Origin of the sequence: Arenibacter latericius DSM 15913 (assembly GCF_000424985.1) — a bacterium.
In the GTDB taxonomy this organism is placed as follows: Bacteria; Bacteroidota; Bacteroidia; order Flavobacteriales; family Flavobacteriaceae; genus Arenibacter; species Arenibacter latericius.
The window spans coordinates 21,728-45,852 of record NZ_AUKX01000012.1; the positions used below are offsets into that span (position 1 = coordinate 21,728).

Genomic DNA, 24,125 nt, shown 5'->3' on the forward strand with positions numbered 1-24,125 from the left:
CTAGCTTGCCCTAATCTTTCAGGTGGGCTTACCACGAGGAAGTTTAATAGAAAATAACCTCTAGGCATTTTTAGTTATAGCTTAATAGTAAAGCTGACCCCAATACCCTAAGCTATTCTTTATGCTGAATTACTTGCGCATTCGACATAAACAGCTCCTTCATTCTATCTATGCGTTTATGAGGTTTAGAAGAGAAGATGAGATACTGACAGCGATCTATACTTTCTGGAATACGTGCTAAATCGGAAAATACTTTTGCATTTGATAAAAAGTCGGCCTCATCCACTATTAGCAACTTTAACTTCCCTAGATTAATTCCATTGAGGTAAAATAGTTTGTTTAATCTTTTAGGAGTTGCAATTACAATATCTGTACCCGCAAAAATTTCACTACGTTGAGTGTCAATATGCAATTCTTCGTACACACTATAAATACGAAGATCCATCCGAAAGGCAAATCGCTTAAATTCTTCCTCTAACGCTAATGCTTCGGCTTTGTCTTTCACAAAAATTAAAGCTCTTGGAGCCTCCTCTAGTGCCGAACAATTTAATTTTTGAAGTGTTCCAATTATTATTGCAGTAGTCTTCCCTGCTCCTTCTGGTGCAATTCCAAAGAAACTAGCACCTCCTTTTATTTTAGGAAGGACCTCTTGTTGGAATTTGGTTGGGGAACTAATACCAACTCGTTCTAGTGCTTCTTTTAATGGGGGCAATAACTTTTTAAATGCCATAATTTAATTGTTTAATATTGAAATATCATTTTTCCTAGGCTACACCACAGTTTTTTACACTTTCACAACAAAATGTTTCCCAAACGGGATTCGTAGGCTACTTTAGAGGTGTAGTTAAGAAAAACAAGTTTTCATTTTCATATAGTGTTCTCGGAAAAGAGCCTCGTCTTAAAAGATGAGGCTTTTTTTATTTTCCTAGTAGGTAATAGACTTTTATGAAATCCAATTGTTCTTTCCGAAGTTAGGCTTTCTTTTTTCTAAAAAGGCATCCCTACCTTCTTTAGCCTCCTCGGTCATATAAGCCAATCTCGTAGCTTCTCCAGCAAAAACTTGTTGCCCTACCATTCCATCGTCAGTAAGATTCATAGCAAACTTTAGCATTTTTATGGAGGTAGGTGATTTTTCCAATATTTCTAATGCCCATTCATAAGCAGTATCTTCCAATTCATCATGCGGGATTACGGCATTTACCATCCCCATTTCTAAAGCCTCTTGAGCAGAGTAATTTCTTCCTAGGAAAAATATCTCACGGGCCTTTTTTTGACCTACCATTTTGGCTAAATAGGCAGATCCGTATCCTCCATCAAAACTAGTAACATCGGCATCCGTCTGTTTAAAAATAGCATGTTCCTTACTTGCCAATGTTAAATCGCACACTACATGCAAACTATGTCCGCCACCAACTGCCCAACCTGGGACAACCGCTATAACTACCTTGGGCATAAAGCGAATTAATCGCTGTACCTCCAAAATATTTAAACGGTGCATCCCATCTTCTCCTACATATCCTTTATGTCCCCTAGCCTTTTGATCGCCTCCACTACAGAAAGAATACACGCCGTCTTTAGTAGAAGGTCCTTCCGCAGAAAGTAAAATCACTCCTATACTATTATCTTCTTGTGCATCGTAAAAAGCTTGATACAATTCACTAGTGGTTTTAGGCCTAAATGCATTTCTAACATTTGGTCTATTGAACGCAATCCTAGCTACTCCCCCACTTTTTTTATAGGTAATATCTTCAAATTCTTTAGCGACTTTCCAATCGATTTTATTTTGCATGATTAAATTATATTAATAGTTATCAAAGATAATATTCTTTCACAAACACCTAGGCTTACCGCTAGAGGGTTGATCCCTTATTATTCTTTCTTATTTTTTTCAGTTATCCATTTGGATAAGTATTTAGTGCTCATTAAGCTATGGTGCAATAACATAGAGCCCACAAAATTCTCTGCCCTATGCTTAATTAAATCTAATTGAATTTCCTTCAATCTTGATTTAAAGCGGTCCTTAAGAACTTCTTTATCATAAAAGGAATTTATTATAGCCAAACCATTTTCCCGCGCTTCCTCCCATTCTTCCTGGTTATTATAAAGCGTAATTGCAGCATTGGCAAAGCTTTGAGAATCGTTTGCAATCCTTCCATTCCACGGCATTGCCTTACAGATACCTTCTGCACCAATATCTGTTGTAATGCTAGGTGTACCGCATAGCATCCCTTCTAATAGTTTCCCTTTTATTCCCGCCCCAAAACTTATAGGAGCTAAATTTACCCGGGACTGGGAGATTACCTCCTTACTATCTTTGGCATGCCCCATTATATAAAATCCTTCTTTAGGTTTGTGTAATTGCGTTACACTGCTTGGTAAATAAGCACCGTAAACGTATAAGTTACACTGCGGAAGCTTTTCATGAATTAAAGGCCATATCTCTTTCTTTAGTCTTATTATGGCATCTACGTTTGGGGCATGCTTTCCATTACCCAAACATATAAAGTGAGATTTTTCATTAAAATTGAGCCACTTATTACGTTCGTTAAGACTAATAGCACTAAACATCATCGGTAAATGAAGTAATATAGTATTACTAACCTTTAGCGTTTTTTCTAAAAGCTCCATCTCGTATAGTGAAATAATTAGGCTTAGGTCTGATCGATAAATGCTAGCTATTTCTCTTTTAGTGATGTCCATTCCCATCCAATCCTTAATTGAAAAGGGAATCTTTTTTTTATAGGCTTCTTGTCTTGCGGTTCTTAGCGAGTGAAGGTCCTCCGTATCTAAGATTCGTAGCGCGTTGGGTAACTGCTCTGCAACCTTCCAACCAAATTGCTCCTCTGTTATATAACGATCAAAAAGAACAACGCTAGGATTAAGTTCTTTTATAAAAATATCAAAGCTATCATGGTTTAATTTAATAGCTCTCTTATGCACTCCTAACTGCTCTAAATTATAGGAGAACTCACTTTCTAACGCTGTACTAGCAAAGGTAACCTTGTACCCTTGTCCTAAAAAGAAATGTATTAATTGTAACATTCTACCACCGGCGGCAGTAGTATTTGGTTCTGGCCAGACATAACCAATGATTAATAATTCTTTTTTCATATCTCCTAATCCAATCTATGTTAATTGAGCAAACTTTTGGGAGATACGAGAGCGAAGCTTACGTTCATAATCTTCTTCTAGCCATTCTTTATAGTTTTTTGTGTTGTTCATAATGCAATACGTATATTGTCGAACTCTATATGCAATTTCATCTTTTAATTGCTTGGCCAGAATTCGCGCATCAAAAACATCTTCACTATTTTCTACACAAATGGTAGCATGTTGCTCTATACTCTTTTCTAAAACGGTTTTTGATTTTTTCCCTTGGGCAAATACACGTTTATACTCAGCCTTAATATCAAACTCTATTTCTTTGGACTTGCTAAAGAGTCTTTTTATCTCTGGTGGCATCTCATAAATAAACTCCCGTTCTATTTCTTCATCATTTTTAATATTCTCCAAATAAAAATCGGGAAAATGAAATATCTCTTGCCAATCTATAGGAGCATTCCACAAACCAAATCTAGCTACATTGTTCCCCATGTCTATAACAGTAAACTCTTCCTTATTAGGTAAGACTCTAGACCCCCTACCAATCATCTGAAAGTATAGGGTGAGTGATTTTGTTGCTCTATTTAAAATAATGGTCTCTACAGTAGGTTCATCAAAACCAGTAGTTAATATACTTACAGAGGTAAGAATGGCATCTGGTGTCTTAGAGAACCACTCTAGTATCTCTTTCCTTTCCGTAGCATTATTCTTATTGTCTAAATGTCGAATGTTATAGCCTGCCTTTTTAAAGGTCTCATACACATAAATAGAGGTACTTATTCCATTGTTAAAAATTAGAGTCTTGGTCCCCTTTGCAATTTCCTCATAGGCGCTCACTAATTTGGACAACATATTCTGGTTCCCATAGAGTTCATCTGATGATTTAACTGTATAGTCTCCATTAATCCCCAATTTTAAGCTTTTAAGGCTAACATCATAATTATATATATTAGCATTGGCCAAAAAGCGTTTTTCTATTAAAGCAGATATGGACTCTCCTACTATCAATTTCTGATAGTGGTCCTTCATTGGAAGTTTAATATTAGAACTAAGTGGTGTTGCGGTAACACCTAAGATGATGGAGTTTTTAAAATACTTGAATAGTTTTCTAAAGGAGTTGTAATGGGCCTCGTCTATTATTACAAGGCCAATGTCGTCTATTTGAACCTTATCATCCTGTAGCCTGTTATTCAAAGTTTCCACCATAGCCACAAAACACATATATTCATTCTGGTCTTGTAGCTCTTTAACCTCGCTATTGATTATTTTATTCTTAACCCCAAATCCCTTCAGCATTTTTGAGGTTTGGTTACTTAATTCTATCCTGTGGGTAAGGACTACAACCTTTTTATTGTTTTTCTGGATATACCTTCTAGCAATCTCGGAAAATACAACAGTTTTACCTCCTCCCGTAGGCAACTGATATAAGAGATTAAAATCCTTCGGAGAATTATCTAAACAGTCAAATATTTTTTGAAGATCTTCTTCCTGGTAATCATAAAGCGTTTTATCTATACTTTTTTTGGTGTCCTCCAAGCTGGCGTGTAATTTTAAAATTCAAAATAATCAAACCTTACAAAATTAGGGAATTTTTGAGCTTGTATGAAATTTAAAAAAATAAACATAGGGATCAATAGACCAAATAATAGCTTAAAATTCTATTCTGAAGAACAATTAATACACCAATTAGAAATAGGAACGTTATACAATAACAAGATTAGGTAGTATCATTTTAGGATTGGTACATTAAATGGAGTAAACAATCACAAAAAACCTACTTATTCACCCGCTTAAGAAGTAATCATTAATCTAAAATATCTAGGCTTTTGGAAAATTCTTCTGCAAAAGGCCAATCGTTTTCGGTTATGAAGAGGTAACATTTCACAATTCGCTCTTTAAATTCTGGCAATAGACCATTAACTGAAATAAACTGAATCATTTCGCTAAACGATTTCTCCATGCTTTTATAGAAAGCAGCAGGCAATTTATTTTGTATAGAGTATGTCTGTGCTATTTCTAAATTGTAAAGCATCAGGTCTGCAGTGATATGCGGATCAACACCGAGGGTAATAAAATGTTTGATGAATTTATGAGCTACAGATCTCCTAGCTTTTGCACGATTTCTCTTTTGGGGAAAATACTCATTGGAAATTTTAATTTTAGCCTCTTGCAGAAGTTTATCTTCTTTAGGATTAAAAACAAAATCGTAGTATTCTTTTACAATTGGAAATCTAGTGTACAAATCTATCACTTGCATTTCCAACTCTTTCTTTTTTAACTCAGACAAATACTTTGTCAATGCTCTTTTGCTCATACCACTCAAATTGGTTCTGTGCAAAATAAGAGAATCTTTTCGTGATAGAAAACCGCACAAGAACTGAAATTAGTAAATAAATCGCTGACAAAAGAGAACAATATCATAATGTTTTCTTAATTAACGGGTTAGAACCACGTAAACCTTTGGAAAAGACGGAATAATAACGTATAATGAGAGATTAACAGCTTAATTTTTTAAGACAGATATATATGAGGCAACTAAAGATTATCAAGCAGGTTACGAATAGGGAGTCTAAATCATTAGATAAGTATCTGCAAGATATCAGTAAGATTGATTTGATTACGGCTGATGAAGAGGTAGAATTAGCGCAGAGAATTAGGGATGGGGATCAATTGGCGTTGGAGAAACTGACTACAGCAAACCTTAGATTTGTGGTTTCGGTAGCCAAACAATATCAGAATCAAGGACTAACCCTACCGGATTTAATTAATGAGGGTAACTTAGGATTAGTAAAGGCGGCTAAACGATTTGATGAAACGCGAGGGTTTAAATTTATCTCATACGCTGTATGGTGGATTAGACAAGCAATTCTTCAGGCATTGGCAGAGCAATCGCGAGTGGTACGATTACCATTAAATAAAATTGGCTCGATTAATAAAATTAAAAGGACTTTCTCCTATTTGGAACAAGCGCATGAGCGTCCACCATCTGCAGAGGAAATAGCAAAGGAATTAGATTTATCTATTTCAGAGGTTGAACAGTCTATGAAAATTTCTGGGAGACACGTCTCAATGGATGCGCCATTAAAAGAAGGTGAAACTTCCAATCTTTATGATGTGCTGCGTTCCGGAGAATCACCTAGACCAGACAAAACATTATTACTTCAATCTCTAAATACTGAAGTAAACAGAGCACTGGATACCCTTTCTCCGAGGGAAGCAGATGTTATTAAGCTTTATTACGGAATTGGTGATCAGCAACCTATGACCCTTGCAGAAATTGGACTTACGTTTGACCTAACTAGGGAAAGAGTAAGACAAATCAGAGAAAAAGCGATTAGAAAACTTCGCCACAACTCTAGAAATAAAATGCTTAAAACGTATTTAGGATAGTTTCATAATTTAAAAGGCTATCTAAAGAAGATAACTTATCGGTCCATTGAGGATATTATTTATACCATTGAAGAATAAATCTTCAAACGGGTTTTCCCTCTTAGTGCCATAAAGCTTACTCTTTCTTAGATAGCCTTTTTTATTTTCTTTCTTTTAAGAAGTAGTTAATTTTTTGATGTTGAAATCAGATAAAATTTGGTTTAGATCATCAATAAAATTCATGTAAGCTGCACTATCAAAATGTCGGTTTTGCATAATGGTTGATTTTTTTAAAATTGATATTAAACTACATATAGTCTAACTCTACCAATTCGTTTAAACTTAAAATTTCATTTAAATCTTGAAGGAATGCTAGGTATTCCTCGCCGTAGGTTTCATACAACATAATAAGACTGGTTTAAAAGGTTAATTTTTGGGGTAATAATTCGTTAGTAAATATATCTACTATCTACAATTTACGCAATAAAATGTGGTGAATATGAATATTTTTGTTGTAAAACTACCCTAACTTACCCCCTACTTTAAAGAAGTATATCTGATTTAATAATATAATTCTAGATTACTAAATGTCTTTTTCATAATTCCGAAACGATATATTTTTCTTTTTTGGCAGCTCCAATAGCTCTATAAACCCTTATTCAATTGGTCATTTTATCCTTTTGGGTTTCTACGTCCGATATTCCAGTTTGGACTTGAGGCAGTATTAAGTTATAATAATAGGTTGGTATCTTATTCATTCCGATACTCTTTAATATAACTACCCCAACAGGAATTAAATATTCAGTAGGTTTCGTTTTCTATTGTCAATTAGCGTTATTTGTAGGTCCTAAACCAAATATTATGAAACAAATTATCGGAATTATGTGCCTACTAGCATTAGTAGGATGTAAAGAAAAGCAAGAGAAAAAAGAAATTTCACTGGAAGACAAAGCATCGCAAATCCATGAAGAGGTTATTACCGTTGACACTCATATAGACTTTAATGTAGCCAATTTTACAGATAGTATAAATTATACTCAACGTCTAGACAATCAGGTAAATTTACCTAAACTAAAAGAAGGCGGCCTAGATGTTTCCTGGCTAATTGTATACACCGGTCAGGGTGAACTTAATGAAGAAGGCTATGCCAAAGCAAAAGAAAATGCTATGGCTAAGTTTGATGCCATTCATAGACTATGTAACGAATTTGCTCCCGATGAAATAGAATTGGCTTATACCTCTGACGATGTTAGAAGAATAGTAAAATCTGGTAAGAAAGTGGCAATGATTGGTGTTGAAAATGCCTATCCTATCGGAGAAGACTTATCAGAATTTGAAAATTATTACAATTTAGGTGCAAGATATATCTCCTTATCCCATAATGGTCATAGTCAGTTTTGCGATTCCAATACTGGGGAGGAAGATGACGTATGGCTACATAATGGATTGAGTGAATTAGGCAGGCAGGCCGTGGCAGAAATGAATAGATTAGGAATTATGATAGATGTATCTCATCCTTCAGCTGAAGCCATGAAGCAAATGATTTCCCTAACTAAAGCTCCTTTAATAGCTTCTCACTCCTCTGCAAGAGCACTTTGTGATCACAGTAGAAACCTAGACGATGAGCAGTTATTAATGATAAAAGAAAATGGTGGAGTAGTACAAACCGTAGCTTTTAGCGCCTATCTTCATACAGAAAAGAACGAGGCACACCGGGACTATACTAGGAAGCTGAACAAGCAGGTAGCAGATTCTCTAGGTATAGATTGGTATGAGAGATGGCAATTAGCTGACCTATCAGAAGAGAAGCGTGCTAGTTTTAGAGAAAACTATCCCACTGTAGTGGAAATAGCCAATAAAAAAGCAGCAAAAGATCCAAACGCTCCAGAGGGAGTCAGTGTATCCGATTTTGTTGATCATATAGATTATATGGTAGATTTAATTGGAATAGATCATGTGGGTATAAGCTCTGATTTTGACGGTGGCGGTGGAATTGCTGGATGGACTGATGCGTCAGAAACAGAAAACGTAACTTTAGAATTGGTAAAAAGAGGATATTCTAAAGAAGATATTGCCAAACTTTGGGGAGAAAATTTACTAAGAGTTTTAGATGAAGTACAGAAAGTGGCTGATGCTACCTCTAGTAATTAAATACAATAGCATCATCCTGTCGAAAACGGTGTGAGTAAAAAAACAAGGGTTGAACTTTAGATAAAAGTTCAACCCTTGATTAATTTAGATCATAAAAAACCCAGTTAAGATGATAGTTTTATGTTAGGAAGACAAACGGTCCCTTACATATTCTACTTTGGTTTTTCCATGCGGTGCTGGTTTTCCATCATCCCCTAAATTCACCATTATAATATTATCTACAGTAATTATAGTTTCCCTGTTCATCTTATTTCGGACCTCACATTTAAGGGTTAAGGAAGTTTTCCCAAATTTAACCACCTCTATACCTATTTCAACAATGTCGCCCGTTAAAGCGGTACTTGTGAAGTTAATTTCTGACATGTATTTGGTTACTACCCGTTTATTCTCTAATTGAATAATGCTATATAGAGCGGCTTCTTCATCTATCCATGCCAAAAGCCTCCCTCCAAACAACGTATTATTAGCATTTAAATCTTCTGGTTTCACCCATTTTCTTGTATGAAATCTCATTTTTTTTAATTTTTTTAAAAATAAGTAAAGTAATTAGTTTAAAATTATTGCAAGGTAGAAAAGTTTTGAGATTTGGATATATCTAAATTACACTACCATATTTTGTTTGTTATGAAGATATAATAGGAACATAATTAAGAAGATAATAATCTCTTAATTCTTTATGTTGTTATCTTCTCCTTTATGTTCATAACCTCGTTAAAAACTATAACTCACCTACCCTTTTTCCATAGAGGCTAAACCCTATCTTTATAAAAACACCCTTGTCATGAACAATAGAACGGATTGCCTTTTGGAGATTAGACCGCTTATTCCTAATGCAGTAGTAACCGATAATATGAGTACAGGTGAAAAGTTTCAGAATAAAACATTGCGTCCCATATTAAAATTGCAAAACGCATTGTTAGTAATGGTCCTTAAAAACTATATCACCAAACACAAAAATGGGTTTTACGGATTAAGTTTAGAGGAGAGACTCTTTTTTATTGAAAATTCCATTCAAAAGGACATCAAATTTAGGAATTCTTTAAAGGGTATTATTATTGGGCAGTTTACTGAGGAGGAATACCAGTTGTATACTCAAGACTCATCGGCACTTAATAAACGAATGATGCAGATGGTTATAGAACGTTTAAAGGATCAAATTCAGTTGTTTGAAGAAGATACGGTAGTCATATTATAAAATTTCTAATCGTATAGGGATTCCCCATTTAAATTAGTGGTAAGAACTTCACTCATATAATCAAAATACGGACGTATTTTTTGGAAGGAATTATTTATACTGTCCATAAAATCGTCCGCTAACACTTCTTCATCTGTAATATTTTTTATAAAAATAAATTGCTTTTTTTTTATCAGATCTATATTCTCGTGGTCTTTATCAAATCCCATTGGGGCTGTTTTTAATTCATCACCCTTCATTTCTCCCCATACATCTTTAAACTTTTCATTACTTAAAATGTTCCTTATTTCCGAACTGTCTAACTCAAACTCCTTTCTTATTCTTAGGAGATCTTCTTTATTAGGTTTCCAAAAACCCGCGGCTATAAAGGAATCTCCAGGTTTTATATGTACATAATAACCACCCCGTAAACGTACTCCAGCTCTGGAGAAATAAGCTGCAAAATGCCTTTTGTAAGGTGTTTTGTCCTTAGAAAATCTCACATCCCTATAAATGCGGAACACCTTTAATTTTTCTATATCATCATGTAAATTTAATTTACCTTTTAGCAGGGTGAAGAAATTTTTAACTGTGGTTTCTTGAGTTTTAAATGTTATCTTGTGTTCGGCAAACCACTCTCTAGTATTATTATTTTTGAGGGAATTTAAAAATTTCAATACCTCTTTCGTAATTACCTCCTGTTGTGTACGACTCATTTCATTTTAACTTTGTGCTAAAGTTAACCAATTTGACATCAGAGGATTTTGAAATATTAGTTAATTTTGAGCATCTACAATCATTATAGAAAATGGATAAATCATTAATAATAAAAAATATTAAACAACATAAAAAACAGCCTAATCTTCGGTTTGTTTTAAAGGAAAAAACGGAACAATTTACAGACCGTATGTTTTATACGTTGTTCGATATTGATACCCCTGTAGAAAAAAACCTTGATATTCTGGAACAAAATTTTAAGGAATTGGCAGAACTAGCCTGTTGGAAGTTGAACAATCCCTGTTGTGAAGTGTGGGAACGCTATGTAAAGTTATTACCTGAGATTCTAGAAAAATTAAATTTGGACGCTCAAGCGATTGTAGATTGCGATCCTGCATCCTTATCCATTGAAGAGGTATATTTAGCTTATCCAGGTTTCCATGCCGTTGCTATCTACAGGTTAGCGCATGAATTATACCAAGAAGGTTTTCCCCTTGTTCCAAGGTTAATGACGGAATATGCCCATAAGTTAACTGGGGTAGATATAAATCCCGGGGCGAAAATTGGGAATTCCTTTTTTATTGATCACGCTACAGGAGTGGTCATAGGAGAAACAGCAATAATTAAAGATAATGTGAAAATCTATCAAGGGGTTACTTTAGGCGCCTTATACGTTGCCAAAAGTCTTCAGAAAACAAAACGACATCCTACAATAGAGGATAATGTTACCATTTATGCTAATGCTACTATTCTTGGTGGGGAAACTATTATTGGAAAGAATTCCGTAATTGGCGGAAATGCATGGTTAACCACATCTGTTCCGGCAAATTCAACAGTGTTTCATTCTCCTGAAATTAAAATTAAAACTACACCTAATGTCTCATAATCTATTAGATACCATAGGAAATACTCCTTTGGTACTCTCTAAAAATATTAATACAAATCCAAACGTATCCCTTTATTTTAAAATTGAAGGTCATAATCCTGGTGGCAGTGTTAAGGATAGGGCTGCTTTAAACATGATAAAAGCAGGTTTAGAAAGGGGCGATTTTAATGTAAACTCAAAACTAATAGAAGCCACTAGTGGGAATACAGGCATCGCATTAGCCATGATAGCTGGTCTTTACGGTTTAGAGATTGAATTGGTAATGCCCGAAAATTCTACTAAAGAAAGAGTACAAACCATGAGAGCCTATGGAGCAACGGTTACCCTAACTCCAGCTGATGTAGGTATTGAAGGTGCTAGAGATTATGCAGAGAATAAGGTAAAAGAAGAAGGGTATTATATGATAAACCAATTCTCTAATGATGACAATTGGAAAGCTCACTATCACAGTACAGGCCCTGAAATTTGGGACGCTACAGAAGGTAATATCACCCATTTTGTTTCTTCTATGGGGACCACTGGAACCATTATGGGAACTTCAACATTTTTGAAAGAAAAGAACCCCAAGGTTCAGATCGTAGGTGTGCAGCCTGCCGATGAGGCCAAAATTCCCGGAATTCGCAAATGGCCAAAAGCCTATCTACCAAAAATTTTTGATGCTAAAAAAGTAGATTCGGTTCTGGAAGTCAATGAATTAGAGGCTGTAGAAATGACCAAACGATTAGCGAAGGAAGAAGGTATATTTGCAGGAATGAGTAGCGGAGGAGCTGCAGCCGCAGCAGTAAGATTAGCACAGACATTAGAGAGCGGGGTGATTGTTTCCATAGTTTGCGATAGAGGAGATCGCTATCTTTCATCGGATCTATTTCTCTAAGAAAAGCGGTTAAAAGAGCGATTTTAGATTGAGCCTATAAATTTCCCTTTTTAGAAATTGAGAGGAGTTGGAAACAACATACCACTCCTCTCCTTTTATTAAAGTCGTATCTAGTGAAATCAGGTTTTTTACTCGATAATCGAGATTTAAACCTGACTGTCGTCAGGCAAGTTGCTCCGAGGCTGTCTTGCCCGAATCTTGCAGGCGGGCTTGCCCCGAGGTAGTTTATTTAAAAATTGTAAAAATTACAACCATTTTTTTCTCTTAAAATAGATTAGCAAGCCAACAAAAATAAGGATCATCACCCCCCAAACGTAAAAGTATCCATATTTTAGGTGTAACTCCGGTATATAGTCGAAGTTCATACCATATACACCTGCTATAAAAGTAAGCGGGATAAAGATAGAAGCCATGATAGTCAATACTTTCATTACTTCGTTCATCTTGTTGCTAACGTTGCTAATATACATTTCCATGAGACTCATAGACATCTCACGGTAAACCTGTAGCGTTTCATTTATTTCTATACTATGATCCATAGCATCTCTAAGAAAAAGCTTGGTATCTTTTGATACTAAAGGATGTTCAGAATCTATTAGCTTGCTAATCATTTCTTTTACTGGATAGATCCACCGCCTAATTTTAAGGACTTCTTTTTTTAAGACTTGAATTTCTTGTGCTATTTCTGGTGTTGGGTGTAGATAGACATCCTCTTCTAAGGTTTCAATTTTAGCACTAATATTTTCTAGAATTACAAAATAATTATCTATGATAGCATCGAGTAGAACAAAGAATAGATAATCGGCTCCTTTTTCTCTTATCCTACCGGTTTTGTTTTTAATTCGATTATAGATCCCATCAAAAACATCATCCTTTAACTCTTGCAAAACAATTACCGTATTTTCCATTAGCACAATGGCCACATGTTCAGCTACTAAATCATTATTCTGATCTAAATAGAGCATGTTAAATACACCGAAAATATAATTGTCATACTCTTCAATTTTAGGCCGCTGATTGGTGTTTACGGCATCCTCTATTGAAAGAAGGTTAAGCCCAAATGAAGTTCCTAGTTTCTCAATTAATTTTTCGTCGCTAAGGCCAATAACATCTATCCAAGAGATGGAGGGGCTGTTTTTAAATTCTATTATTCTATCAAAGTCATCCTGGTTATAAACATCAAGTTCAAACTCATCCACTTGATTTTCGTTGTACTCTAAAACATGAACACTACTCTTCTCCCCTTCCCTATTACCCATATAAATAACGCTACCAGGAGCTTTACCCATTTTTTTTGAGCGTCTAGATTGTTTTTTACTAATAACCTTAGTTGTTCTCTTTTTTTTACCCATACTATTTTGCTTATACCCATCTTGTAGTTCCTAAATTAAACATTCGAGAAGAGACTGTTTCATTATGGTGTTATATTTCTTTTGACTCTTTTCTAAATAAGCCATATAAAAGCGATATAACTATAAGAAAAGGGAAGATATTCCTTATTTAAAATCTAGATTATTTAGCATTAGACCAGAACCAGGTGCTACATAACTTAAGGCTGTGGTATTATTATTCTTAAGCGCCTCTTCTATATCGGATTCAAGTAAATCTCCTTTTCCTAGCTGAATTAATGCTCCCATTATCATCCTAATTTGATACCTCATAAATCCTGCTCCAGTAATATGCAAAGCATAACTAGTTTCAGGAAAGAAATTAGCTTTTAAAATGGCATTCTCCTTTATTTCACAGGCATCAATAGTCCTTACCACTTGAGTGTTTGGTTTTAATCGTGCTGTAAATGCTGAAAAATTGTGTGTTCCCACAAACTTTTCGGCACACTTTTTCATCAAATCTATATTAAGATCATCAACAATATTGGTTAAAAAGGGAGCACAATAGGGGTGATTTTTCTCTCCAAATGAAAATAGATATACATATTCCTTATTTCTACTGTCTTTTATGATGTTAAACTCTTTATTTACCTCTTCTAATCCTAGCACCCGTATATCTGATGGTAAGTTTCTATTAAATTCGGCCATAAAATTATCTTTATCCTCTATGGACTTATCAAAGAGAAATAGTTCAAAAGCCATATCTAAGGCAGAAACTTTTGCGTCTGTTCTTCCAGCACCCAAAATCTTAAATTTGGTATCCTGCAAAATAAATTTCAAGGTTTTTGATAGCATTCCCTCAACGGTTTTGTGTTGGGGTTGTTTTTGCCAACCACTGAATCGAAATCCTAGATATTGTATGCGAACTAGGTAATAATATCTTTTCTTATGCATTTTATCTTTAAAATAAACTCTTTACTTCTGGCCGAATGGAAAGACTAAGTAATCCAAGCTATATTTACACAATAATAGCGCTAATTACGCTAGATTGCCCAATATAATAAAAGTAACGTTTTATATATGCAAATGAAGAAATGGTCTTAGTAATAATGAACACTTATTATTTAATATTAGATAAGATTATATAAGGTAACCCCGATATAAATAAGGTAAAAACCATTATAGTATTGTAGGTTTTTCTATTCCCACCTATGATAAATAGTTTACATATTTTGTAAGAGACGAAATGAAGTAGCTAGTTTTATAATTCATTATTCTACCTTAAATTTCCCACACTTCGTCGATATTATCCATATAAAAGATAATTATATTGTAAATATGCTTAAAATAAAATAAGAATAGTAGGAGTATATGGGAACTAAAAATAAATTAGGGGCAATTAGAGTTAATCTGGTTTTATCGGTAATTATTTTATTGTCATTAGTCTATTTTAGCTTTTATGGCTTGTACAGTAATCAATTACATTTTAATAGATTAGAAAGTTATATTTTCCCGATATTGACACTTGTACATTTAGTTTATCTTTATATCCTTTGGTTTAAAATATCTGAAAATGAATATCCAGATATGATTATGAGGAATATAGAATATGTGATGTACGGGATCTTTATTTTCTATTTATATAAAATATCTGAAACCGCTTTAGTATTAAACTCATATCAAGAATTTGAAGACCACATTATCCCAAACACTTTTTTCCCAATTGGGACTTTAATAGTTAGCCTTCAAATTCTTCTTTCTATTTGTACTTTATGGTCCTTTTTCCTTAGGAAAAGACAAGTAGGTCAATATGACTTTGACTACCTAAACCATCATGAGAATACTTGGGGGTAGTCTTTATTTTGATTAGAGTCCTCTTATAAAGCTGCCGTATACATCTTTAATCTGGTACCCTTTCACAAAGCGTTGCTTGCTTAATTTCTTATACCCCACCAATCCCCATAAAAGCAACTCTTTTAAGAAGTATACATCCTTTTTATCAAAATCAACTTGATATTCCTCTATAAGTTTATTTAAGGCTGGGATGCTATCTAATTTTGCCTTGTACTCGCTATCCTTAGCGTCATCAAGCAATTCGAACCCTTCACCATCAAAAAACCAACTCATCAAATTATCATAAGGTCCCTCTACATCCTTATGTTCTAACTTATCTATTTTTGGAAAATATTGTGCAAAAAGAGTTTTAACAGCATCTTCGATTAGAATTTCCGCAACACTTCCAGCGCCTTCTTGTTCCCCTTCATAAACCAATTCTATTTTTCCAGTTATAGAAGGAATGATCCCCATAAAATCCATTAAACGTACTTGTGTGGCCTTATCCCCACTTTTTAGGGTTCTACGTTCAGCAGTACTCAACAAGTTTTCAAAAGCTGTGATACTCATTCTAGCACTAATGCCACTTTTGGGATCTACGTACTCACTTTTCCTAGCTTCTATACTAATTTGCTCTAATAAATCCTTAGCCATATCAGGAACATACACTGTATCTAACTGCCTAGAGTCTAATCTAGATTCTTGTTCTGTGATCTTACGTGCTGTTTCAATATCTTCTGGGTAATGCGTAAGTATTTGAGATCCTATTCTATCTTTTAGAGGGGTAACAATACTTCCTCTATTGGTGTAGTCTTCCGGGTTAGCTGTAAATACAAATTGTAAATCTAACGGCAAACGAAGTTTAAAACCTCTAATCTGTATATCTCCTTCTTGTAAGATATTAAACAATGATACTTGTATTCTAGCTTGTAAATCTGGTAATTCATTAATTACAAAAATGCTTCTATTGGCCCTAGGTATCATTCCAAAATGAATTACTCTTTCATCTGCATATGATAACTTTAGGTTGGCTGCTTTTATAGGATCTACATCCCCAATTAAATCGGCCACCGTTACATCTGGAGTCGCTAATTTCTCAAAGAATCGCTCGCTTCTATGTACCCAACTAATCGGGGTTTCGTCACCAAGGTCATTTATAGTTTCTACAGCAAATCTCGAAATTGGATTCATAGGATCGTCATTAATTTCGGACCCAGCAACAATAGGAATATATTCATCCAAAAGATTAACCATTAGTCGTGCTAACCGAGTTTTAGCCTGCCCTCTTAATCCTAATAAATTTATATTATGCCTAGAAAGGATTGCACTTTCTAACTCAGGGATAACGGAGTTTTCATACCCCCATACTCCTGGGAAAGCATTTTCATTGGATTTAATTTTTTCCAAGAGATTATCTCTTAATTCATCCTTTACCTTTTTAGTTTTATAACCTGATTTTTTAAGATCTCCTATGGTTAAAATTTCCTTATGATTCACTTTCATACGTATAACTTATATTATTTTAGATAAAAATCACTGATTTAATCAAATTCGTCTTGACTATTATAACAAGAGATTTTTAACTTCTTAATCTTTTTCTTCTATTCTGTTCGTAATCTTCAAATATCATTTCTCCTAGTCCCTTTATTCCTGTAAAGAAGGCCTTCCCCCTATTCGCCTCTGTAAAATGTCTTACAAACTGGGTTAAGTAAGGATCTTTAGCTATCATAAAAGTGGTAATAGGAATGTGTAATTTTCTCGCTTGTCGGGCCATATTATAGCATTTCTCTACAATATAATTATCTAGACCAACACTATTCTTATAATAAGTGCCGTCTGGTAACCTAAGGCAACTAGGTTTACCATCCGTAATCATAAAAATTTGTTTGTTAGTATTCCGTTTTCTACGAAGCATGTCCATAGCTAATTGTAATCCGGCTACGGTATTAGTATGGTAGGGTCCCACTCTTAAATACGGTAATTCTTTTATAGGTATAGGCCATGCATCATTCCCAAAAACCAATATATCTAATGTGTCCTTAGGGTACCTTGTAGTGATGAGTTCGGCAAGTGCCATCGCTACCTTTTTAGCCGGTGTAATTCTATCTTCTCCATAGAGAATCATACTATGGCTAATATCAATCATAAGAACCGTACTCATTTGCGCTTTAAATTGAGTATCCTCTACTACCAGATCTTCTTCGGATAGGTTAAAATTCCCAATGCCGTGGTTTATTTGAGCATTCTTTAAACTTTCGGTCATAGAAATCCGCTCCAAGCTATCCCCAAAACGAAACTCCCTATATTCTCCAGTATGTTCATCTCCTCTGCCAGGTTTTCCCGTCTTATGATCTCCCGCACCACTGCGTTTTAGCTTTCCAAATATTTGATCTAAGGCAGCTTTCCGGATAACTCGTTCCATTTTAGCCGTTATTGCTAAATCCCCTTCGGAAGTACCTTCTCCCGTACCATCCCCACCTCCATTTTCAAATTCTTCACGCAAATACCCTTTGGCTTTAAGGTCTTCTGTAAAATCATCTATGGTGTAATTTTCATCGGTAAGCTTATACTCATTATCCAATTCTCTTAACCAATCTAGCGCTTCATCTACATCACCTGAGGTATGGGTAATCAGTTCCTTGAAAATATCAAATAGTTTCTCGAACGGACTTAAATCTGGAGCCACATAGGTAGAGAAACGAAAGCCTTTTCTTCTGTTCATAGTCATATCATAAATTTAATACATTTAGAATACTTCCGTCCCCCTTTTAAGAAAACTTAACTATTAGGAAATAGTAGTCACAAACAATCTAGTTAAGGGGTGTACCTCCTTATATAATCTGATTAAATTGAACCGATAAATTTGGTGCTACTAAAGGTTCCAAAAGCTCGACTTCAACTGTTTTTGTTATTTGAAGAATTTGAACTCAATATCATTGGTCATTATATGCACCGCCCTAAAATCTTTAACTACTTTAATCTGGTGAACTATTTCTGGTGGTACAATAAAGCTGTCTCCCTGCTTTAAAGTATGTTCTGTATCTGCTAATGTTAAAACGCATTCTCCTTCTAACACAACAAGTACAGATTCTTTGTTTGCCAAATGTTTTGGCAACAACTCTCCTGCTTTAGCAGCCATTTGTTTTGCAATAAATGACTCTCCTTTAGCTAATAATTTTACGTTGGGATTGGTGATTTTTTCCATTGACTATTCTTAGTAACATTTAAATGGTTTGCCTAAGTAATATAACCAATTATCCTCTATAAGTCAAATGTCGCACTTTGTAGTGGTTATTGATGCTAGTCTCTTTATGATTGGTTTTTAAATCTAAAACAACACCCATCGCGGTTATAAAGTTAAGGTTAGCGATCTCTTTTAATAAATCCTTGAAATTTAATAAGATCCGTCTATTTATCAAAGCTAGAACATTTGCTGAAAAATTTGAGATTGTTAGTAAATAGGGTAACTTGAAGGTTTAATCAATTTAGGAGGGTGCCTAATTAAGCTAGAACCTCATTAGTTTAATGATTTGGTATTTAATGTATCGGGAATTTCCAAAACACTTTGATTCAGTTAACTGAATTGGAATATTAGTTTGGAAATCCGAATTGAAACGTAGAAAAAATGAAGTAAATTATTATGGTTAAAAAAGAAGAAAAGTTCGGAAATTATCCGCAACAGCCACATGGTGGCAAATTGGTCAATTTAGTTTTAAAAGGCGAAGAACTAAAAAAAGGATTAAAGAAAGCTGCCCAGCTTCCTGCTATTATGATAGACATGGAAGCTGTGATTAGGGTGGAAATGATCGCAACAGGGGTTTTATCTCCCAATGAGGGTTTTATGAATGAAGCCAACTACAAATCGGTACTTAGTAAAGGGCGTTTAGAAAATGGCCTTATTTGGCCAGTTCCTTTAAGTTTTGCTCCTACTGGCGACCGTAACAAAGAGGTAGTAGAATCACTATCAGTTGGAGATGAAGTAGCTTTAATTGATGAGAATAAAAATCCGATAGCTATTCTTTTACTCAACGATATTTTTTCTTACGATAGAGAATATAGAGCATCTAAACTTTTTGGAACCACAGATCGAAATCATCCTGGGGTTGATGCAATATATCGAAGAATGGGAAACACGGCATTGGGAGGAACGCTTAAATTGTTACGTCGTGTTGATTGGGGACCATTTGAAAAACTAAGATTAGAGCCAAAGGATACATGGAAACAATTTTATGAAGAGAAAAACTTTCGGTCTGTTGCCGGGTTTATTACGGGAGCTAACCCTCTCCATAGAGGACATGAATACATCCATAGGAATGCCTTAGAAGAGATTGACGGTTTGTTAATTCAACCATTAGTAGAAATGGCTAAACGTGAATACACTCGTCATGAATTCCGGATGCTGTCTTACCGGAGTGTTCTAGATACCTACTACCCCAAAGATAGAGCAATTCTTTCGCCCTTAAGAGTAACCTATATATTTGCTGGACCTAGGGAAACAGTACTACATGCATTAATCATGAAGAATTACGGCTGTACCCATGCTTTAATTGGTCGTGACCATGCAGGTATTGGTGATTTCTATGATAAATATGCTAGTCATTCCATTTTTGGGGAATTTTCACCTAAAGAATTAGGGATTGATATCCGTTTATTTTATGAAGTTTTTCATTGCACACGCTGTAACACTTTAGCAACTAGTCAATCTTGTCCTCATGATGAAAAATATCGGATTAATATTTCAGGTACAGGAATTAGAGAAATGCTACGCCATGGGATTATGCCTCCAAAAGAAATTGTTAGGCCAGAATCTGCACGGATAGCTATGCAGGGAGTCCAACCTAAAGGTCTTGATGAAAACAATAATTCTATTTCACCAGTTGGAAAAACAATTAAAGCCATTTTCCCTTTTTACGCAGAACTAAATGCTCTAGGGGGTAGAAAACGTAGTAAACCATTGAAATGGGACAATTTAACAAATACCGATTTAGAATTGGTTAATATGGATGCGCGCCTGAATGCTGATAAAATTTATAGAGACATCTTTGAAGAGTATAGCAGTATCAGTGATATCAATAGAAATTTACAACCTAACTGGATAACGGAGGCACGGGAAGCCGCTCAATCGCAGCAAGAACTAGTAATACAAGATTTAGAAGAGAAAGTAGACCAAGCTTCGGATACCGCTTCGGACGAATTTATGTACCAAGATAAGAAAGAAGCTACTCACGAATTAGAGGTTGCAAAAAAGATTCTAAAAGACATTCCTAATCCTATTCGAAAGGAGAATTTAGAATATCGCACATGGAATCTACTTCCTTATAAACGCTATAGAGGAAGTGATGAGCCAACTGAAGAGAATTAATCTATTATTACTAATCTATCAGCCTATAAATAGTTAGTTTATTATTTAGGTAATCTTAGGGAGTATTTTTAAATAGCTTTAAGGTTACCTTTATTTAATTTTTAAATTTCTAGGACAGATAAGAATAGAGTTAGTTTTGTAGGAGACTATTTTGTGGTTCACCTTGTTGCAGCTACTTTTGAAGTGGATAGGAGACCAACATTATGAAAAACGAAAATCTTTCACTGTTTCAGGCATTTCAAAACACCCCTCCATTATGGTTTAACACCTATGACGGATTAAAACAATTTAATTTTCCTTCTATCAATGTACAGAATCTCAATTCTCTACATATCCCTCAAAACCTTAGATTAGGTCATCAATTAGAATATATCTTTCACCAATTACTTCTAGGTTCCAATAATTATAATGTACTAGGTTCCAATATACCTATAAGGAAAGATAAAATTACTTTAGGGGAATTAGATTTTATTCTTCAAAACACTGAAAATAAAGATATTATACATCTAGAGCTCACCTATAAGTTTTATATAATTACAGCTAATAAAAATACTAAAATAGAGCATCAACTAATCGGTCCAAACCATAGAGATACATTTTTACAAAAGAAAGAGAAGTTAATAAACCATCAGCTACCCTTATCTAGAAGTGAAGAAGGGAAGGAAATTTTAATTAAATATGGTGTAGACGCTTCTGTGTTAACGTCACAGGTTTGTTATAAATCCCAATTATTTACGCCATATTATAACCGGGAAATGAAAATCGCCCCATTTAATAAAGCTTGTATTAGTGGGACTTGGATTTCTTACGAGGACTTTTGTCGGGAAGAATTTCAATCATATCAATATTACATACCTTCTAAACTAGAATGGGTACTACCTCCTCACAATAAGGTAGAATGGCGTTCTTACCTTAGCATTCTTGATGATATAAGTTCTAGGATAAAAAATAAACGTGCACCTCTTCTATGGGTAAAAAATACTGCTTCAAAAATAGAAAAGATGTTTATTCTCTGGCGTTCTCCATAAAGTTAGAATTTAATATTTAGATTATTTTAAAACCTAGAAGGTATTTGAGTAGAAGTAGATTACAATAAAAGTTATAATTAATCGTTTTTTATATCCAAATTTCACCTAACCTTCTCCTATGATTAAAATCTACTTATTATTGTTTTCGTTTTTTATTTTCAACACCACTTTCGCCAAGGACAATTGCGACCTTGTCTATTCTACAGCTTCTTATGCTCTAAATCACGCTAAAAAAGCATTAAAAGCGAATAATTTTGATCATCAGGTTTATTATTCGGAAAAAGCTCTAAAGTCATACGAAAAGCTATTGCGAATAGTAAAAGAGAATGATTGCATTGATTTATCCGAAAAAATAGAGGATATTTTAGCGGATGCAAAAAACGCATCGGAGCCCGCAGATTGGGACCGAGGTAGATTTTACAGTAAAAAAGTATTTAATGCTAGTCTAGAACTACTTGCAGAATTAGATAAACAGACAGTAGTTACAAATGAATAGTTTTTCCATTTATTAGCCTATAATAATGAGAACCTCAGGTTAGCATATGATTTGCGGTTTCGCTCAATACCTCATAGATCCATTTTAAGATTTTCTTAATAAAAAGGCTGAAATCAATGATTTCCGTATAGAAATAAAAAAAGCCGTTAACCTCCTTTATTACCTTTACAAAGGCTTTTAAGGAAAGTAACAGCTTTTTTTATTAATACTTAATTGATTAGCTTACAATATCTAATGGTGCAGTGGTCTTCCATTTTCCTCTAGTAAAATCTGGAAACTCTTGTGGTGCTCCATTTTGTGCTACTGAAACTTCACTTAAGGTACCAACGGCACTCCAATAACAACCTTCATATACGTTTTGATCTAATGGTTCTCCTTTACGCAGACATTCTACAATTCTGTAAAGCATCATAAAGTCCATTCCACCATGTCCGCCCATTTTTCTAGACAGTTCTCCTAATCTAAGGTATAAAGGATGCTCATACTTTTCGTAAATCTTAGCAAGTTGCTCTCCTTGTGCCCATGAGTGATGATCTTTAGGACCTCCTTCAACACCACCTTCTATAGCGATTCTTGTTGGGAAACCTTGCATAGTACCTTTGGTTCCTTGTATTAGATTATGTCTGGTGTATGGTCTAGGGCTAGTTTCATCCCATTGTACCATTATAGTTCTACCAAGAGTAGTTTTCACAATAGAGGTATTAATATCACCTCCTTTATAGTCCAACTGGTTCCATTTATGATCAGCTGGGAAATTTTTCTCAGCGTATAATTGTCTACCCCTTGCAGGTGAGGAAAAAGAATTTATAAACTTAAAGTTATCTTCTCCTCTAGCTAAATTCATATACTGGGCAACAGGTCCTAAACCATGTGTAGGATATAAATTACCATTTCTATGTGCGTAGTGTGGTGTACGCCAAGACCCTGTACCGCGATCAACTTGGTTCATCTGGCCTCTTAATTCGTGAATATAGGAAGCCTCTCCGTGTAAAAGCTCACCTATAACACCTTGTCTACACATGTTTAAATATAGAAGCTCATCTCTACCATAGTTAACATTTTCCATCATCATACAGTGCTTCTGGGTTTTTTCAGAAGTATCTATAATCTCCCACATTTCTTCAATAGTCAGTGCTAAAGGCACTTCTACAAAAACATGCGCTCCTCTTTTCATAGCTTCAATAGCCATAGGAGCATGTAATTTCCAAGGAGTACTAACGAAAACTGCATCGGGCTTTTCCCTTTTCAACATTTTCTTCCAGTCGTTTTCCCCTTTGGTATATAATTTTATATTTTGGTGACGAGTACCCTTACCATTCTCTTTGCATCTATCAGCAGATCTTTGAGCATTATCCTCATAAAGATCAGAAATGGCAACTACTTCGGTACCTTCAATAGAAGCGATTTGATGAGCGTGACCAGAACCACGAGCACCTACCCCAATAAAGGCACATTTTACTGTGTCCAATTTAGGAGCAGAAAAACCACCCATATATTTAGCACCCAGACTTGGTGTTGGCGCATCAATTAAACTCTTGCTAGACAAAGAATTTGCCCATCCTTGTGCCATTGCCAATCCCATACCTGCAATGGATGTTTTTCTTATAAAATCTCTCCTATTTGATTTCATAGCATATTTTAATTTTTAAATCTGATTTTTTCTAATGGCTGAAGATAGTATTAATTTTTAAATTAAAAATTATACTGTTATAAATTAAACATTTTACAGTAGGTTGTTGATAAGGCTCCTTATAATATAACTATCCTCTATTTAGTAGTCATAAGTATATAATTATTCCTTAATT

General features: G+C 34.7%; 22 protein-coding genes. 9 read left to right on the plus strand and 13 right to left on the minus strand.

From position 1 onward, the window contains the following. Positions 1-112: 112 nt before the first annotated feature. The 5 genes from H344_RS0107315 to H344_RS0107335 all read right to left on the minus strand — a co-directional run bounded on the left by H344_RS0107315 (position 113) and on the right by H344_RS0107335 (position 5,416). Positions 113-730 (minus strand): DEAD/DEAH box helicase, encoded by a 618-nt coding sequence (locus H344_RS0107315; protein ID WP_026809722.1) that lies wholly within the window; start codon positions 728-730, stop codon positions 113-115. 213 nt (positions 731-943) lie between these two features. Beyond that, positions 944-1,789, minus strand: a complete 846-nt coding sequence (locus H344_RS0107320) for a 1,4-dihydroxy-2-naphthoyl-CoA synthase (protein ID WP_205667135.1) — start codon at positions 1,787-1,789, stop codon at positions 944-946. Positions 1,790-1,869: 80 nt separating this feature from the next. Then, on the minus strand, positions 1,870-3,111 hold the full coding sequence (locus H344_RS0107325; protein ID WP_026809724.1) for a glycosyltransferase family 4 protein: 1,242 nt from the start codon (positions 3,109-3,111) through the stop codon (positions 1,870-1,872). A 15-nt stretch (positions 3,112-3,126) separates the two neighbouring features. Then, complete coding sequence (locus H344_RS0107330; protein ID WP_026809725.1) at positions 3,127-4,638, minus strand: DEAD/DEAH box helicase; 1,512 nt, start codon at positions 4,636-4,638, stop codon at positions 3,127-3,129. Between the two features lie 268 nt (positions 4,639-4,906). Beyond that, positions 4,907-5,416, minus strand: coding sequence for a DUF6155 family protein (locus H344_RS0107335; RefSeq protein WP_026809726.1), 510 nt, complete (start codon positions 5,414-5,416; stop codon positions 4,907-4,909). Between the two features lie 212 nt (positions 5,417-5,628). On the opposite strand from H344_RS0107335, the gene H344_RS0107340 reads away from it, so the two are divergent. Together H344_RS0107340 and H344_RS0107350 are read left to right on the plus strand one after the other, a co-directional pair. Next, positions 5,629-6,492, plus strand: a complete 864-nt coding sequence (locus H344_RS0107340) for a sigma-70 family RNA polymerase sigma factor (protein ID WP_026809727.1) — start codon at positions 5,629-5,631, stop codon at positions 6,490-6,492. Positions 6,493-7,332: 840 nt separating this feature from the next. Further along, positions 7,333-8,622: a dipeptidase gene (locus tag H344_RS0107350; RefSeq protein WP_034256314.1), complete on the plus strand. Its 1,290-nt coding sequence runs from the start codon at positions 7,333-7,335 to the stop codon at positions 8,620-8,622. A gap of 123 nt (positions 8,623-8,745) precedes the next feature. On the opposite strand, the gene H344_RS0107355 is transcribed toward H344_RS0107350, so the two are convergent. Continuing rightward, a complete protein-coding gene (locus tag H344_RS0107355) occupies positions 8,746-9,135 on the minus strand; it encodes an acyl-CoA thioesterase (RefSeq protein ID WP_026809729.1) in 390 nt (129 codons plus the stop codon). 268 nt (positions 9,136-9,403) lie between these two features. On the opposite strand from H344_RS0107355, the gene H344_RS0107360 reads away from it, so the two are divergent. Beyond that, complete coding sequence (locus H344_RS0107360) at positions 9,404-9,817, plus strand: hypothetical protein (protein ID WP_026809730.1); 414 nt, start codon at positions 9,404-9,406, stop codon at positions 9,815-9,817. A 5-nt stretch (positions 9,818-9,822) separates the two neighbouring features. Here H344_RS0107360 and H344_RS0107365 read toward each other — a convergent pair whose 3' ends face one another. Next, on the minus strand, positions 9,823-10,512 hold the full coding sequence (locus tag H344_RS0107365; protein ID WP_026809731.1) for a DUF2461 domain-containing protein: 690 nt from the start codon (positions 10,510-10,512) through the stop codon (positions 9,823-9,825). A gap of 92 nt (positions 10,513-10,604) precedes the next feature. Between H344_RS0107365 and epsC the strand changes: the two genes are divergently transcribed. Together epsC and cysM are read left to right on the plus strand one after the other, a co-directional pair. Continuing rightward, positions 10,605-11,399 carry a serine O-acetyltransferase EpsC gene (epsC, locus tag H344_RS0107370; RefSeq protein WP_026809732.1) on the plus strand — a complete coding sequence of 265 codons (795 nt, stop codon included), beginning with the start codon at positions 10,605-10,607 and terminating at the stop codon, positions 11,397-11,399. Further along, the gene (gene cysM, locus H344_RS0107375; RefSeq protein ID WP_026809733.1) at positions 11,389-12,273 is read left to right on the plus strand and encodes a cysteine synthase CysM; all 885 of its coding nucleotides are present in this window, start codon (positions 11,389-11,391) and stop codon (positions 12,271-12,273) included. The genes epsC and cysM overlap by 11 nt, the downstream gene beginning before the upstream one ends. 245 nt (positions 12,274-12,518) lie before the next feature. On the opposite strand, the gene corA is transcribed toward cysM, so the two are convergent. Both corA and truA read right to left on the minus strand, forming a co-directional pair. Continuing rightward, the gene (corA, locus tag H344_RS0107380) at positions 12,519-13,625 is read right to left on the minus strand and encodes a magnesium/cobalt transporter CorA (RefSeq protein ID WP_026809734.1); all 1,107 of its coding nucleotides are present in this window, start codon (positions 13,623-13,625) and stop codon (positions 12,519-12,521) included. A gap of 144 nt (positions 13,626-13,769) precedes the next feature. Continuing rightward, positions 13,770-14,555, minus strand: coding sequence for a tRNA pseudouridine(38-40) synthase TruA (truA, locus tag H344_RS0107385; RefSeq protein ID WP_026809735.1), 786 nt, complete (start codon positions 14,553-14,555; stop codon positions 13,770-13,772). Between the two features lie 417 nt (positions 14,556-14,972). Between truA and H344_RS0107390 the strand changes: the two genes are divergently transcribed. After that, positions 14,973-15,455, plus strand: a complete 483-nt coding sequence (locus H344_RS0107390) for a hypothetical protein (protein WP_051254180.1) — start codon at positions 14,973-14,975, stop codon at positions 15,453-15,455. 12 nt (positions 15,456-15,467) lie between these two features. On the opposite strand, the gene H344_RS0107395 is transcribed toward H344_RS0107390, so the two are convergent. The 3 genes from H344_RS0107395 to H344_RS0107405 all read right to left on the minus strand — a co-directional run bounded on the left by H344_RS0107395 (position 15,468) and on the right by H344_RS0107405 (position 18,639). Then, complete coding sequence (locus H344_RS0107395; protein WP_026809737.1) at positions 15,468-16,937, minus strand: hypothetical protein; 1,470 nt, start codon at positions 16,935-16,937, stop codon at positions 15,468-15,470. 76 nt (positions 16,938-17,013) lie between these two features. Next, positions 17,014-18,162, minus strand: a complete 1,149-nt coding sequence (locus H344_RS0107400; protein ID WP_026809738.1) for a vWA domain-containing protein — start codon at positions 18,160-18,162, stop codon at positions 17,014-17,016. A gap of 180 nt (positions 18,163-18,342) precedes the next feature. Next, positions 18,343-18,639: a cupin domain-containing protein gene (locus H344_RS0107405; protein ID WP_026809739.1), complete on the minus strand. Its 297-nt coding sequence runs from the start codon at positions 18,637-18,639 to the stop codon at positions 18,343-18,345. A gap of 435 nt (positions 18,640-19,074) precedes the next feature. Between H344_RS0107405 and H344_RS0107410 the strand changes: the two genes are divergently transcribed. The 3 genes from H344_RS0107410 (at position 19,075) to H344_RS19840 (ending at position 22,320) form a co-directional block, all read left to right on the plus strand. Continuing rightward, positions 19,075-20,796, plus strand: a complete 1,722-nt coding sequence (locus H344_RS0107410; protein ID WP_026809740.1) for a sulfate adenylyltransferase — start codon at positions 19,075-19,077, stop codon at positions 20,794-20,796. Positions 20,797-20,999: 203 nt separating this feature from the next. Beyond that, positions 21,000-21,824: a DUF1853 family protein gene (locus H344_RS19835; RefSeq protein WP_051254182.1), complete on the plus strand. Its 825-nt coding sequence runs from the start codon at positions 21,000-21,002 to the stop codon at positions 21,822-21,824. A 118-nt stretch (positions 21,825-21,942) separates the two neighbouring features. Then, a complete protein-coding gene (locus H344_RS19840; RefSeq protein WP_026809741.1) occupies positions 21,943-22,320 on the plus strand; it encodes a hypothetical protein in 378 nt (125 codons plus the stop codon). A gap of 217 nt (positions 22,321-22,537) precedes the next feature. Here the strand turns inward: H344_RS19840 and H344_RS0107425 are convergent, their stop codons facing one another. Next, the gene (locus H344_RS0107425; RefSeq protein ID WP_026809742.1) at positions 22,538-23,950 is read right to left on the minus strand and encodes a Gfo/Idh/MocA family protein; all 1,413 of its coding nucleotides are present in this window, start codon (positions 23,948-23,950) and stop codon (positions 22,538-22,540) included. Between the last annotated feature and the right edge of the window lie 175 nt (positions 23,951-24,125).

Excerpts from the sequence above, each read along its gene's own strand:
- H344_RS0107340 (WP_026809727.1), top strand. The coding sequence starts at position 5,629 with ATGAGGCAACTAAAGATTATCAAGCAGGTTACGAATAGGGAGTCTAAA.
- H344_RS0107395 (WP_026809737.1), bottom strand. The coding sequence starts at position 16,937 with ATGAAAGTGAATCATAAGGAAATTTTAACCATAGGAGATCTTAAAAAA.
- H344_RS19840 (WP_026809741.1), top strand. The coding sequence starts at position 21,943 with ATGATTAAAATCTACTTATTATTGTTTTCGTTTTTTATTTTCAACACC.
- H344_RS0107390 (WP_051254180.1), top strand. The coding sequence starts at position 14,973 with ATGGGAACTAAAAATAAATTAGGGGCAATTAGAGTTAATCTGGTTTTA.
- H344_RS19835 (WP_051254182.1), top strand. The coding sequence starts at position 21,000 with ATGAAAAACGAAAATCTTTCACTGTTTCAGGCATTTCAAAACACCCCT.
- corA (WP_026809734.1), bottom strand. The coding sequence starts at position 13,625 with ATGGGTAAAAAAAAGAGAACAACTAAGGTTATTAGTAAAAAACAATCT.
- H344_RS0107410 (WP_026809740.1), top strand. The coding sequence starts at position 19,075 with ATGGTTAAAAAAGAAGAAAAGTTCGGAAATTATCCGCAACAGCCACAT.
- H344_RS0107360 (WP_026809730.1), top strand. The coding sequence starts at position 9,404 with ATGAACAATAGAACGGATTGCCTTTTGGAGATTAGACCGCTTATTCCT.
- H344_RS0107400 (WP_026809738.1), bottom strand. The coding sequence starts at position 18,162 with ATGACTATGAACAGAAGAAAAGGCTTTCGTTTCTCTACCTATGTGGCT.
- H344_RS0107425 (WP_026809742.1), bottom strand. The coding sequence starts at position 23,950 with ATGAAATCAAATAGGAGAGATTTTATAAGAAAAACATCCATTGCAGGT.
- epsC (WP_026809732.1), top strand. The coding sequence starts at position 10,605 with ATGGATAAATCATTAATAATAAAAAATATTAAACAACATAAAAAACAG.
- H344_RS0107320 (WP_205667135.1), bottom strand. The coding sequence starts at position 1,789 with ATGCAAAATAAAATCGATTGGAAAGTCGCTAAAGAATTTGAAGATATT.
- cysM (WP_026809733.1), top strand. The coding sequence starts at position 11,389 with ATGTCTCATAATCTATTAGATACCATAGGAAATACTCCTTTGGTACTC.
- H344_RS0107355 (WP_026809729.1), bottom strand. The coding sequence starts at position 9,135 with ATGAGATTTCATACAAGAAAATGGGTGAAACCAGAAGATTTAAATGCT.
- H344_RS0107325 (WP_026809724.1), bottom strand. The coding sequence starts at position 3,111 with ATGAAAAAAGAATTATTAATCATTGGTTATGTCTGGCCAGAACCAAAT.
- H344_RS0107335 (WP_026809726.1), bottom strand. The coding sequence starts at position 5,416 with ATGAGCAAAAGAGCATTGACAAAGTATTTGTCTGAGTTAAAAAAGAAA.
- H344_RS0107350 (WP_034256314.1), top strand. The coding sequence starts at position 7,333 with ATGAAACAAATTATCGGAATTATGTGCCTACTAGCATTAGTAGGATGT.
- truA (WP_026809735.1), bottom strand. The coding sequence starts at position 14,555 with ATGCATAAGAAAAGATATTATTACCTAGTTCGCATACAATATCTAGGA.
- H344_RS0107315 (WP_026809722.1), bottom strand. The coding sequence starts at position 730 with ATGGCATTTAAAAAGTTATTGCCCCCATTAAAAGAAGCACTAGAACGA.
- H344_RS0107365 (WP_026809731.1), bottom strand. The coding sequence starts at position 10,512 with ATGAGTCGTACACAACAGGAGGTAATTACGAAAGAGGTATTGAAATTT.
- H344_RS0107405 (WP_026809739.1), bottom strand. The coding sequence starts at position 18,639 with ATGGAAAAAATCACCAATCCCAACGTAAAATTATTAGCTAAAGGAGAG.